The organism is Amycolatopsis acidicola (assembly GCF_007713735.2).
GTDB lineage: Bacteria > Actinomycetota > Actinomycetes > Mycobacteriales > Pseudonocardiaceae > Amycolatopsis_E > Amycolatopsis_E acidicola.
Genome location: NZ_VMNW02000013.1, coordinates 132,294 through 144,347 on the forward strand (window position 1 = coordinate 132,294; position 12,054 = coordinate 144,347).

General features: G+C 70.3%; 13 protein-coding genes. 3 read left to right on the plus strand and 10 right to left on the minus strand.

Features of this window, described 5'->3' with window-relative positions; genetic code table 11:
* Positions 1-10: 10 nt before the first annotated feature.
* From manA to FPZ12_RS12190, 5 genes are read right to left on the minus strand one after another with little or no spacing between them, the layout of a single operon-like run.
* Complete coding sequence (gene manA / locus FPZ12_RS12170) at positions 11-1,231, minus strand: mannose-6-phosphate isomerase, class I (RefSeq protein WP_144748949.1); 1,221 nt, start codon at positions 1,229-1,231, stop codon at positions 11-13.
* A gap of 57 nt (positions 1,232-1,288) precedes the next feature.
* On the minus strand, positions 1,289-2,374 hold the full coding sequence (locus FPZ12_RS12175) for a hypothetical protein (RefSeq protein ID WP_144748950.1): 1,086 nt from the start codon (positions 2,372-2,374) through the stop codon (positions 1,289-1,291).
* Positions 2,367-2,579, minus strand: a complete 213-nt coding sequence (locus tag FPZ12_RS12180) for a Trm112 family protein (protein WP_144748951.1) — start codon at positions 2,577-2,579, stop codon at positions 2,367-2,369. The genes FPZ12_RS12175 and FPZ12_RS12180 overlap by 8 nt, the downstream gene beginning before the upstream one ends.
* A 28-nt stretch (positions 2,580-2,607) precedes the next feature.
* A complete protein-coding gene (locus FPZ12_RS12185) occupies positions 2,608-3,963 on the minus strand; it encodes a phosphomannomutase/phosphoglucomutase (RefSeq protein ID WP_144748952.1) in 1,356 nt (451 codons plus the stop codon).
* Positions 3,964-4,020: 57 nt separating this feature from the next.
* A complete protein-coding gene (locus tag FPZ12_RS12190; protein ID WP_144748953.1) occupies positions 4,021-4,377 on the minus strand; it encodes a DUF3499 domain-containing protein in 357 nt (118 codons plus the stop codon).
* 109 nt (positions 4,378-4,486) lie between these two features.
* Here FPZ12_RS12190 and FPZ12_RS12195 point away from each other — a divergent pair, with 109 nt between their 5' ends.
* Positions 4,487-4,918, plus strand: a complete 432-nt coding sequence (locus FPZ12_RS12195) for a metallopeptidase family protein (protein WP_144748965.1) — start codon at positions 4,487-4,489, stop codon at positions 4,916-4,918.
* On the opposite strand, the gene FPZ12_RS12200 is transcribed toward FPZ12_RS12195, so the two are convergent.
* Positions 4,902-6,827, minus strand: a complete 1,926-nt coding sequence (locus tag FPZ12_RS12200; RefSeq protein WP_144748954.1) for a hypothetical protein — start codon at positions 6,825-6,827, stop codon at positions 4,902-4,904. The two genes, FPZ12_RS12195 and FPZ12_RS12200, sit on opposite strands and share 17 nt — an antisense overlap.
* A gap of 44 nt (positions 6,828-6,871) precedes the next feature.
* Positions 6,872-7,126, minus strand: coding sequence for a WhiB family transcriptional regulator (locus tag FPZ12_RS12205; RefSeq protein WP_243769807.1), 255 nt, complete (start codon positions 7,124-7,126; stop codon positions 6,872-6,874).
* A gap of 278 nt (positions 7,127-7,404) precedes the next feature.
* Between FPZ12_RS12205 and FPZ12_RS12210 the strand changes: the two genes are divergently transcribed.
* Positions 7,405-8,184, plus strand: coding sequence for a site-2 protease family protein (locus FPZ12_RS12210; protein ID WP_144748956.1), 780 nt, complete (start codon positions 7,405-7,407; stop codon positions 8,182-8,184).
* Here FPZ12_RS12210 and FPZ12_RS12215 read toward each other — a convergent pair.
* Genes FPZ12_RS12215 through mshB form a run of 3 tightly spaced genes read right to left on the minus strand, consistent with a single transcriptional unit; the run spans position 8,165 to position 10,056 of the window.
* Entirely contained in the window at positions 8,165-8,863 is a 699-nt protein-coding gene (locus FPZ12_RS12215) for a hypothetical protein (RefSeq protein ID WP_144748957.1), read from the minus strand. The genes FPZ12_RS12210 and FPZ12_RS12215 overlap by 20 nt on opposite strands.
* 1 nt (position 8,864) lies before the next feature.
* The gene (locus tag FPZ12_RS12220; protein WP_144748958.1) at positions 8,865-9,260 is read right to left on the minus strand and encodes a hypothetical protein; all 396 of its coding nucleotides are present in this window, start codon (positions 9,258-9,260) and stop codon (positions 8,865-8,867) included.
* 58 nt (positions 9,261-9,318) lie between these two features.
* Entirely contained in the window at positions 9,319-10,056 is a 738-nt protein-coding gene (gene mshB / locus FPZ12_RS12225) for an N-acetyl-1-D-myo-inositol-2-amino-2-deoxy-alpha-D-glucopyranoside deacetylase (protein ID WP_279537792.1), read from the minus strand.
* Positions 10,057-10,167: 111 nt separating this feature from the next.
* On the opposite strand from mshB, the gene FPZ12_RS12230 reads away from it, so the two are divergent.
* Entirely contained in the window at positions 10,168-11,946 is a 1,779-nt protein-coding gene (locus tag FPZ12_RS12230; RefSeq protein WP_144748959.1) for an ABC transporter ATP-binding protein, read from the plus strand.
* The last annotated feature ends 108 nt before the right edge of the window (positions 11,947-12,054 follow it).

Sequence of the window (12,054 nt, forward strand, 5' to 3'; positions counted from 1 at the left end):
CGAAAGAGGGTTACTTTCCCGACGTGGCGCGGAAAAGCTGCGTCCGCCCGGCACCCAGCGGACGCACCCGCACCGCCGGGTCGGACGCCGGAAGCCACATCGACTCGCCGCGGCCCAGGGTCAGTTCCTTGCCGTCCTCGGCGCGCACGAGCAGCTCGCCCGCGGTGCACAGCAGGATCTGCGGCGACCCGGGCCGCACCAGCAACTCGTGGTCCTCCCCGGCCTCCCACTCGCACCGCGAAAGCTCGAACTCCGGCGCGTCGGTGTGGTACACCGCGCCGCACTCGCTCGGCTCGCCGGTGAGGATCGGCATGTCGCAGCACTCGAAGTCGACCACGCGCAGCAACTCGGGCACGTCCACGTGCTTCGGGGTCAGCCCGCAGCGCAGGATGTTGTCCGAGTTCGCGAGGATCTCCACGGCCGTGCCGTGCAGGTACAGGTGCAGGTTCCCGGCGGGCAGGTAGATCGCCTCGCCCGCGCTCAGCGTCAACCTGTTCAGCAGCAATGCGGCCAGCACGCCCGCGTCCCGCGGATGCGCCTCGCCCAGTTCCAGCACGGTCCGGCATTCGGCGTCGAACTCGCCGTGCTCCTTCACGTGCAGCACGCACGCGTCGAGCACCTCCGGCAGCAGCTCGTCGAGGCTGGCCTGCGGCAGCGTGATCCAGGTGGTGAACAGCGCGCGCATGCCATCGGAATCCGGCTGCGCGGCGAGCAGTTCGGTGTACTTCGCCAGACCGGGAGTTTCCACGGCGCGCAACAACTTCACCGTCTGCGCCGGGTCACGGAAACCCGCCAACGCGTGGAATTCGGTGAGCGCGCAGACCAGCTCCGGCTTCGCGGTCGGGTCCGGATAGTTCCGGTTCGACGCGTCACGCGGGATGCCGGCCGCTTCCTCGCGCGCGTGACCCTCCGCCGACTGCTCGGCCGAAGGGTGCGCCTGCATGGACAACGGCTCCTCGACCGCGAGGATCTTCAGCAGGAACGGAAGCCGGTTGTTCCACCGCTGGGCGGTTTCCTCGCCGAGGTGGCCGATCGGATCGCCTTCGAGGAGTTCGAGCAGCGTGCGCTCGACGCCGTCGGCACCGAGGATCCGCGACGGGTCTCCCGGGTGCGCGCCCATCCAGAGTTCGGCTTCCGGATGCGGGGCAGGCACCTCCCGGCCCTGCAGTGCCGGGATGGTGGTTCTGGACCCCCACGCGTAGGGCCGCACGGCATTGCGAAGCAGCTCCACTGTGTTCTCAACTCCTTGGGCACCCGTTCCCAGGGCGCTTTCCGTCTTCAGCCGGTTTCACGCGGTAGCGGGCGCGTACTGACCGGCTCCCCCCAGGCTGCCGGCCGCGAGTCCGAGGTAGACCGCCGCCAGCTCGAACCGTAGCGCGAGCACCCCGGCACGAACAGGCTCGTCACCGACGATCTCGTCGCCCGGGGCGATGAGCCCCGCACCCGGAAGGGTATTCGAGGCCTCGTATCGGGCCGCGTCCGCGGTCGGCCCGGTGTGCAGCGCGAGCAGCAGAACTCGTGGTCGAAGGCCCTGCTCGTCGAATTCCGGGTCGGCGAAGATGTCCTGCTCGCCGGAACCCGCCACGGCGGCGCGATGCAGCGCGGGCCGCGCCAGCGCCTGCCGGTAGTCGGCGGCGTCGCAAACCGTGCCCGCGTAAGCACCCAGCGCGTACGCCGCGTGCTCCGCGACCGCAACGGCCGCGGGATCGAGGCCCCACAACATCGGCACACGGTCCGCGAGGCGCAGCGCGAGCGCTTTCGCCGGGTTCGAGAACGAGTCGCGCCCGAGATGCCCGCGTTCGGCCTCCGCGTCGAGCTGGTCCGCCAGCGCCTCCACGTCGGCCACCAGCACGCCGAGCGCGTTCGCGGTGGCCAGCCCCGCGGCGAGCCCCCTCGCGAACGTCAGCTCCGGCGGGACCGGGATCCGCGGCGCGAGCAAAAGCCCCTTGCCCGCGATGGAAGCCGCGACCGGGCCCTCCTGCGGACCCGAGAGCACGACCGTCGCGCCGTAGCGGCTCGCGCGCTCGATGCCCGCGGCCAGCTCCCGGTCGGCCGGGTCGTCGGTGTGCGCGAACACCACGTCCAGCGCGCCGATCCAGCTCGGCACCGCGTCGGTGACCACGACCGGCACCGGGCAAGACGGCATCAGCAACGCGGCGAGCAGCTTGGTCAGTGCGCGGCCGACGCCCGGCCGCACGACCAGCACCAGCGCACGCGGGCGGCCGAGGTCGAGCCGGTCGGCGAGTTCGATCTCGGCCGCGATCTCGGTGGTGGACCGGACCTGCGCACCGGCCATCGCCGCGGCGCGCAGGAGACCGGACGTATCCGCCTCCGCGAGCCGCGCCGGATCGTCGAGCAGGGTGTCGTCAAGCACCGCTGGTGTCACCGGAGTCCGGCCCCGTCGCCTCGTCGAGCAGCAGTACCGGGATGCCGTCCCGCACCGGGAAACTGCGCCCGCAGAAGGTGCACGTCAACGCCTCGGCCTCCGGATCGGCCGGGGTGCCGGGACGCAGCGGGGCGTGGTCGGGTGACGGGCACGCGAGAATCTCCAGCAGCTGAGCATCAAGCGCGAGGGCCATGCTTTCTCCTTACCACGCCGTCTGGTTGTCAACCACGGACGATCGCCAGCACTTCCTCGGTCAGCGCGCGCACCGCTTCGTCGGTCGGCGCTTCGACGTTGAGCCGCAGCAGCGGTTCGGTGTTGGACGGGCGCAGGTTGAACCAGGAGCCGTCGCCCAGCTCCACGGTGAGCCCGTCCAGCTCGTCGACGGTGACGCCGGTGCGCTTGCCGAACGCGTCCTTGACCGCCATCTGCCTGGCCACCTGGTCGTCGACCGTGGAGTTGACCTCGCCCGACGCGGCGTAGCGCTTGAACTCGGCGGTGAGCGCGGACAGCGGACCGTCCTGCTCGCCGAGCGCGGCCAGCACGTGCAGCGCGGCCAGCATTCCGGTGTCCGCGCGCCAGAAGTCGCGGAAGTAGTAGTGCGCGGAGTGCTCGCCACCGAAGATCGCGCCGGTGCGGGCCATCTCCTCCTTGATGAACGAGTGCCCGACGCGGGTGCGCACCGGCTTGCCGCCGCGCTCGGTCACGATCTCCGGCACCGCGTGCGAGGTGATCAGGTTGTGGATGATCGTGGCGCCCGGCTCCTTGGCCAGCTCGCGGGTGGCGACCAGCGCGGTGATCGCGCTCGGGGACACCGGGTCACCGTTCTCGTCCACGACGAAGCAGCGGTCGGCGTCGCCGTCGAAGGCCAGGCCCGCGTCCGCGCCCACTTCGCGCACCTTCGCCTGCAGGTCCACCAGGTTCTTGGGGTCCAGCGGGTTGGCCTCGTGGTTGGGGAAGCTGCCGTCGAGCTCGAAGTACATCGGCACGAGGTCGATCGGCAGGCCGTCGAACACCGTCGGCACCGTGTGCCCGCCCATGCCGTTGCCCGCGTCGACCACGATCTTCAGCCTGCGGATGCCGGACAGGTCGACCAGGTCGCGCAGGTACGCCGCGTAGTCGGCGAGCACGTCGCGGTGACTCACCGAGCCGGCCTGCCCCTCGAAGGCGGGCACGCCCTGCTCGACGGTGTCGCGGATTTCGGCGAGGCCGGAGTCCTGGCCGACGGGGGCGGCTCCGGCGCGGCACATCTTGATGCCGTTGTACTTGGCCGGGTTGTGGCTGGCCGTGAACATCGCGCCGGGCAGGTTCAGCGAGCCGGAGGCGAAGTAGAGCTGGTCGGTGCTGGCGAGGCCGATGGACACCACGTCGAGGCCCTGCGAGGTCACGCCCTCGGCGAACGCTTCGGCCAGTCCGGGCGAGGATTCGCGCATGTCGTGGCCGATCACCACCGACGGGGACTCCGGCTTGATCAGCAGCGCGAACGCGGCCCCGAAATCGCGGACGAGCGCGGCGTCCAGCTGTTCGCCGACCACACCCCGGATGTCATAGGCCTTCACGATGCCCGACAGGTCTGACACGTGCCTCTCCCCGACTTCCTCGACAGCTATCGATGCCGGAAAGCGTACCGGGGTCGGCTATGAGATCGGATCCGGCAGCACCCGCAGGTGCCCGCGCCGCCCGGACGGCCCGTCCGGCTCCGGCGGAGCGGCGGCGCGGTCCGTCCGGCCCGCCTCGCGGACGGCTTCGGCGAGCGCGGTGAGCTCGTCGTCGGAGCGGTCCGGAGCCGCGAAAGCGCCCTCGTGCCGCACGACCTCCCAGCCCTTGGGCACGGTCAGCCGGAGCGCGTGCTCTTCGCACAGGTCGTAGGAATGCGGCTCGGACGCCGTCGCGAGGGGACCGACCACCGCGGTCGAATCGCTGTAGGCGTAGGTCAGCGTGGCGACCGCGGGTTGCAGGCACCCCGTCCGCGAACACTTTCGTACGCTCGACACGCCTCGGACGATAGCGCCTTCCACCGGCAACGGTGCGCAGGCACACCGCAATGGGGCGCGTAACCTTCCTCCTGTGTCTACGGCTCGCAGTGCACGACAACAGCGGCGCATCCGGCGCGACCGCCATGGCCGGGGGCTACGCGGACCGCTGTACCCGGCCTCGTTGCCGGCCGCGGCCAGCCGCGCCGAGAAGTTCGACCAGCTGGTGCTCGACGCTCTCGAACCGATCGAGGCCCGCTGGCGCGATCAGCTGACGAAGCTGGACGTCGCGGTGGACGAGGTGCCCGAGGTACGCGGACCGAGCCATTCGCTCCAGGCGGAGGGCGTGCTGCACGACGGCGCCGTCCCGTTGTCGCGCCTGGTCCCGGCGGGTGTGGACCGCAGCGGAATGCCCACCAGGGCACGGATCGTGCTCTACCGGCGGCCGCTCGAAGCCCGCGCGAAGGACCCGGCCGAGCTGGGCGAACTCGTGCACGACGTCCTCGTCGAGCAGGTCGCCGGCTACCTCGGTGTGGAACCGGACGTCATCGAAGGCGACTAGGGCCCGGGACCGAGGTCAGCGCCGCGAACAGCACCGCGGCTACCTGCACCAGCAAGAGCACGTCACGCAGGGTCGAGGGATGCTCCACGAGCACGTCCGACTGCGCTGTCGGCACCGAGACGGCCACCTGGTGGCCCCACGCGGGCACGATCGGCGCCGGTTTCCCGTCGACGGTCGCCTGCCAGCCTGCTTCCTGTTCGGCGGAGAGCACGAGCAGCCGGCCCGCCATGCCTTCGGAAACCCGCACGTGCACGTCGGGCAGCGTCGCGTCGACCGGGCTGACGCCCGCGGTGCTCGACGGCGCCGAAGACGTGACGGCCTGCTTGGCCACGGTCGGCGGCACGAGCACCGCCTGCCCGGACGGCGCGAGCAGCCGGAGCACGGCCCGCCCGTCCGCGGTGGGCTGAGCCGCGACGGCGAGATCCGGCGCCAGCGCGACGACCGTCGACGCCTGTTCTCCTTGTGGCAGCACCACGAACAGCGCGCCCGACGCGGCAGCCCCCGACAGCGCGGCACGAGTCGCGCCACTGGACGGTTGCAGGAAAGCGTTCTGCCACGACAACAATCGCGCGGGAGTGCTCGGAGTCAGCGCCAGCTGGTCGTCGCCGTACTGCGGCAGCGCGCCGCTCGTCTGCTTCGTGACCTCGTCGCCGGAACCGACGACCACGACCGACCGGCCGGTGCGGGCGAGTTCGTCGGCCTGCGTCGCCGCCAGCTTGTCTCCTCCGCCGGAGTGCAACGGCCCGCCACGACCGGCGATGACCGCGCCCGTGCCGAGCGCCGCGATGAGCAGCACGCCCACGACGGCCGCGAGCTTCGGCAGCAGCGAGCCGCCGGCCGGGGCCTGCGAAGCGGACAGCACGATCCACAGCAACCCAGCGCTGATCACGAGCAGCGGCACACCGGTGAACCCGGTCGCCGTGCCGGTGCCCTGCAACGGAGCCACCGGCACCAGCAATACGATCACCAGCCCGAGCACGCCGAGCACCAGCACCCCGAGGCCGGGGCTGAGCAACGCGCGCGGGCGCATCACCACCGCCGCGAGCGCCACGACGATCACGAGCACGCCGATCGGCCAGGCGCCCACACCGCCGGGGTCCAGCCCCGCGAGATCGGCCGCCGCCGGAGCGGCGCCCGGGCCGCTGAGCCCGTGCAGGAACAACGCCGGCTCGTTGACCAGGACCGTCGGCCAAGGAAGCAGCAATGCCAGCGGCAGCAGCACGACGATGCCGACCGAACCGATCCGCCGCAGCAGCCCGTCGACCGGCGGCAACACCACGAACCCCGCGACCAGACCGAGCAACGCGAGCCCGTGCGCCAGCGGGGAAAACGCGCCGAGCAGCGCGACACCGACCGCGCACCAAGAAGAAGCGTGCAGCCACCGGCGCCCGGTACGAGCGAGCAGCGCCGCGATGCCGGAAATCACCAGTGGCAACAAGATGTGCACGGCGACGACGTCGAACCGGCCCTGTGCCACGGAAGCCGTGGCCGCGGGCAACAGGCCGTAGCCCGCGGAGACCGCGGCACGCACCCAGCGTGACACCGGAAGACGCCGCGTGGCCGCGTAAGCGGACAGGCCCGCGAAGGCCGCATCACCGATCAAGAGGATCGCGACGAGCGCGGCCGGGCCGCCGATCGGCGTGAAGATCGCCCCCACGATGCCAAGCACCGCAAGGGAAGCCGGGGCGGCGCTGGCTGTGCCGCCACCGACGGGATGCCATCCCGCGAGGTACATCGACCACATCCGGCCGAGGTCGCCCACCGGCAGCAGGCGACCCCCCGCGAGGTCGAGACCGAGCCGACTTCCGTTGAGTACCAAGCCGATCGCGGCCAGTACCACGAAAAGCACCACCGGAGGCGCACTTCTCCGGACGAAGGGCACGCGGCCCTCCGGCTCCTGCTCGACCAAGACGATCTCCAGTACTTTTCCGCGGTTTGCTGCGGAAAAGTACCTTAGACCGCGCGCTTCTTGAGCTTGCGACGCTCCCGTTCGGACAGTCCGCCCCAGATGCCGAAGCGTTCGTCATGGGCCAGGGCGTACTCGAGGCACTCGCCCTTCACTTCACAGCCCTGACAGATCCGCTTGGCCTCGCGGGTGGATCCGCCCTTCTCCGGGAAGAACGCCTCCGGATCGGTCTGCGCGCACAGCGCGCGGTCCTGCCACTCCGGTGGCTCCTCGGGGTCGAAGAGGTCGGTGAACTCGCCCAGCTCCGTCTCCGGGCTCGCTCCCCAATCCACGACTTTCCCCCATTCCCTTCCATCTGCTTCCAACCGCACTTCCGCCTCCTCTGCTTCCACGCACTCCCCAGGCTGGCGGTGTTGAAGCCGCACCCGACGCCCCCTTCCAGCGACGAATGACAGCAATGTGATTACACCCGTGTAGTGCGGCCAGGTCAAGCCGAGTACCGAGTTTGGGGGACCCTCGTGCCCGTTCGCGCAAGGGGACACGCCGACAACGAACCGGGCGGATACGACAGACTGTGCTTGTGCAGAGATCAGCGGTCCGTCCAAGCCCTGTGTTCTACGGCATCCTCGCGCTCACCGTCGTGGGCGGGGTGCTGGCCGCCTTCGGTGATGGCGATTCGATCGTCAGCTCCAGCAGTGACCCCATGGTGGTGGGCGGGATCTTCCTGCTCGTGGTCGCCGGCTGGGCGCTGTCGCTGACGCTTCACGAGTTCGGCCACGCCTTCCTCGCGTTCAAGGGCGGGGACCATTCGGTGGTGGGCAAGGGCTATCTGACGATGGATGTCCGGCACTACACCGACCCCGTGCTCTCGCTCGTGCTGCCGTTGATCCTGCTGGCGATCGGCGGCATCCCGCTGCCCGGTGGCGCGGTGTGGATCAACCGGTGGGCGCTGAAGTCGCGCGCCGCCTCGTCGTGGGTCTCGCTCGCCGGGCCGGCGGCGAACCTCATCATCGGCGTGCTGCTGAGCTTCGCGGTGGCCTACATCCCGATGGCCGACGGGCTCGCCTACGGCCTTTCCTACCTGGCGCTGCTGCAGATCCTGACCTTCGTGCTGAACATCCTGCCGGTGCCGGGGCTCGACGGGTTCGGGATCATCGAGCCGTATCTCTCGCCGCAGTCACGGGAGTTCGCGGCGAAGGTCCGGCCGTGGGCGCCGCTGGCGCTGTTCGCGCTGCTGTTCGCGGTTTCGGCGGTGTCGAACCTGTTCTGGCAGATCGCGGGCTTCGTGTTCCGGGTGATCGGCGGCAACGAGTTCTACGCGCTGGTGGGTCAGTACGCCTTCATGTTCTGGAAGCACTGAGCCAGCGCGTGCTGCGCTTGGCCACGCGTTTGAGGCCGTTGCGCTCGCCGAGGTAGTCGCCCGCCATTCCGACGACGGGCAGCGCCCCGACCATGCGGTGGAAGAACCGGCCGTGCGGCCGCTTGTCGAGCTCGCCGGAGATGGCCAGCAGCGAGCGGCCCATCCGCCAGAGCGCGCCGGCGGCCGCCTTGAGCGAGATGCGTTTGGTGCGCTCGGCCGGTTCGGAGAACTCGCCCGCGAGCTTCTCGGCCTCGGTGTCCTCGTCGTCCTGCACGCCCGCGGCGAGCGAAGGGTCGATCTCGCGGCCGAAGAGCACCCAGGCGATGAGCCGGACGCGCTCGCCGATGTCGTCGACGCCGTGCTCGTCCGCGATCGCGCACAGCAGAACACCTTGCGCGCTGGCGCCGATCGCGTCCTGCACCGGGAGCCGGTCGGCCAGCGCGCCGCCGATCCCGGGGATCGCCGTCACCAGCGCGGTGAGCCTGCCGACGCGGTTGATCCACCACCGCGTGCGCTCGTCGATGGTCAGCTGCGACCACGCCGGGGTGCCCGGCAAGCGCTTTCCGGAGAGCCCGTCGAGCCTGCCGGGGGTGCGCATCGCCGTGACCACCGGACGTGCGGCACGCACGAACGGGCGCAGCACCTTCACGACGTGTCGATCGGAAATCGCCGGCGCCACGTCATTTCCTCCGCGGGGTGGCGAGCGAACCACCCAGGGCCATGGCGGCTGGCAGCGCGCCGCCCGCGATGAGCAGGAGCGCCCGCCAGTCCTGGACGAGCACGAGGTCGCCGCCAGGGCCCATCAGGCCGAGCACCACGATCGTCAGCACCCACAACACCAGCGGCGCGATCGCGGCCCGCCGCCAGCCGAGCTTCCCCGCCTGCAGCACCAGGAGCGGCGTGGTGACGATCGCGACCACGACGGTCACCGGCACCGGCACCGCGCCGAGGTTCGGCAGCAGGGTGCCGTCGAGCCGCAACGGCAGGAAGAACAGCTCCAGCGTGGCCAGCAGCACCGTGTCGAGCAGCAGCAGGGCCAGCAGCCCACCGCGCGCGAACGGCTTCTCCTCGGTCATCACAGCCCTCCGCATAGGTCCGCCCCGGCGCCGCGCGCGACCGGCCTGTCCTCGGTCATCACAGCCCTCCGAACAGATCCGTCTCAGCACCGGCAGCGGGTCCGCGCACCAGTGTGAACGACTCCGTTTCGCCGATCGGCTGCGCCACCCCGTTGGACAACGCGAACTCGGGCGGGCGCACGGTGATCTGGGTCGCGTGCGCGCGCATCGCCGCGATCTTCGCGTCGAGCTGCTCACGGATGTCGATCACCGTCGTGGCCGGCGCGTCGGGTGTCGGGTTCGCCCCGCCGCCGCTGGCGATGTGGAACACGCGCGGCACCGAATCGGCCGCGGCCATCGTGATCTCGTGGGCGCGGATGTGGTCCGGATGCCCGTAACCGCCGAACGCGTTGTAGGTCACCACGACGTCCGGCCGCACTTCGTCGAGTATTTCCCGCAATTGCGCGGTTTGTTCCGCGATGGGGCCGCCGGCGAACGCGCGCGGGTGTTCCGCGGCCGGGGTGCCCGCCATTCCGGAATCGCGCCACCGCCCTATTCCGCCCAGGAAATGGTGCGCCGTCACGCCCAGCGCACGACAGGCGACCGCGAGTTCACCGGCACGGTACCCGCCGAGCTGATCACCCGCCCACGAACCGAGTTCGGCGAGGCCCGGCGGGATGATCTCGCCCTCCTCGCCCAGCGTGCAGGTCACCAGGTGCACTTCGGCCCCGGCGGCGGCGTACCGGGCCATCACCCCGCCGGTGGTGATGCTTTCGTCATCCGGATGGGCGTGGACCAGCAACAACTTGGAAATCACGAGATGAGAATATTTGCCGAGCAAGAAGCGGCGGCGGCGAGACCTCGGATATCCTCGCGCGAAGTCCCGGCGAACAGCCGGTGACGCACGATCCCCCACGAAGGGCCACTGGTGAGCACTGAAGCGACGACGGCGAGACTGGCCGCCTCGGGTTCCGTACTGTCCATTTCCGACCTGAAGATCACCTTCTCCACCGAAGACGGCATCGTCGAGGCGGTCAAGGGGATCGGGTTCGACGTCAACCCCGGCGAGATCGTCGCGGTCGTCGGTGAGTCGGGATCGGGCAAGTCCGTCACTTCGATGTCGGTGCTCGGCCTGCTGCCCAAGACCAGCAAGGTGGAAGGCGACCTGCGCCTGGAGGACCGCGAGCTGGCCGGGCTCAAGGACAAGGAGCTCCGGAAGGTCCGCGGCAACGACATCGCGATGATCTTCCAGGAGCCGATGAGCGCGCTGAACCCGGTGTTCACCGTCGGCTGGCAGATCCGCGAGGCCCTGCGCGCGCACCAGGACATCTCCAAGGCCGCCGCCGACAAGCGCGCGCTGGAGCTGCTCGACATGGTCGGCATCCCGAACCCGGAAGAGCGGTTCAAGCAGTACCCGCACCAGCTCTCCGGTGGTCTCCGGCAGCGTGTGGTGATCGCGATGGCCATCGCCTGCGACCCCAAGGTGATCATCGCGGACGAGCCGACCACCGCGCTGGACGTGACGGTGCAGGCGGAGATCCTCGGCCTGCTGCGCAAACTGCGGGACACCCTGAACACCGCGATCGTGCTGATCACCCACGACATGGGTGTGGTGGCCGACCTCGCCGACCGGGTCGTGGTCATGTACCAGGGCGAGATCGTCGAGCAGGCACCGGTGCACGAGCTGTTCGGGTCGCCTCAAGAGGACTACACCAAGCGCCTGCTCGCCGCCGTGCCCGTACTCGGCCAGCGCCCGGAAGGCCGTCGCCTCCTCGATGACGCCCCACTGGAGATGGACAGCGAAGAGGCCGAGCGGATGGCCGAGGAGATCCGCGTCGCCGACGCCGAACTCGAAGCCAAGATCAAGACCGACGCGCCCGCGCTCGAGATCACCGACCTGATCCTCGAGTACCCTGGCAAGCGCGGGCAGGCCCGGAACCGTGCGGTGGACGGGGTTTCGCTGCACATCGACAAGGGCGAGATCCTCGGCCTCGTCGGCGAGTCGGGTTCGGGGAAGTCCACCATCGGCCGTTGCGCGACCCGGCTGCTCAAGCCCACCGCGGGCACAGTTTCGGTGGCGGGCCGGGACATCACCAACCTCTCGACGAAGGAGCTGCGCCCGCTGCGCCGGTACTTCTCCATCGTCTTCCAGGACCCGGCGTCCACTTTGGACCCGAAGATGACCATCGGCGAGTCGATCGCCGAGCCGATGGTGCTGCACAAGATGTTCACCGGCAAGAACCTGAACGACCGCGTGGTCTCCTTGCTGGACAAGGTGGAGCTGTCCGGGCACTATCGCAACCGTTACCCGCATGAGCTCTCCGGCGGGCAACGACAGCGCGTCGCGATCGCGCGGGCGCTGTCGCTGGACCCGAAGCTCCTGATCGCCGACGAGCCGACCTCCGCGCTGGACGTTTCGGTGCAGGCGCGCGTGCTGGACCTGTTCCTCGGGCTGCAGCAGACGCTCGGGTTCGCGTGCCTGTTCATCAGCCACGACCTCGCCGTGGTCGACCTGCTGGCCGACCGGGTCGCCGTGATGCAGCGCGGGAAACTGGTCGAGGTGGGCACGCGGGACCAGGTGCTGCACTCGCCGCAGGAGGAATACACCAAGCGGCTGCTCTCCGCCGCCCCGGTGGCCGACCCGGCACTGCAGGCCGAACGCCGTGCCGCCTGGGAAGCCGGAAAGCTGGCACCGGTCGCCGACTGAGCTTGCGTGGAGAAGGCCCCTGCCCGGGACGGGTGGGGGCCTTCTTTCGTTCTGGGCGGGGCACGGTGCTCTGGCGGCGGGCCGCGGTGTTTTTCGAGGGGGCGGGCC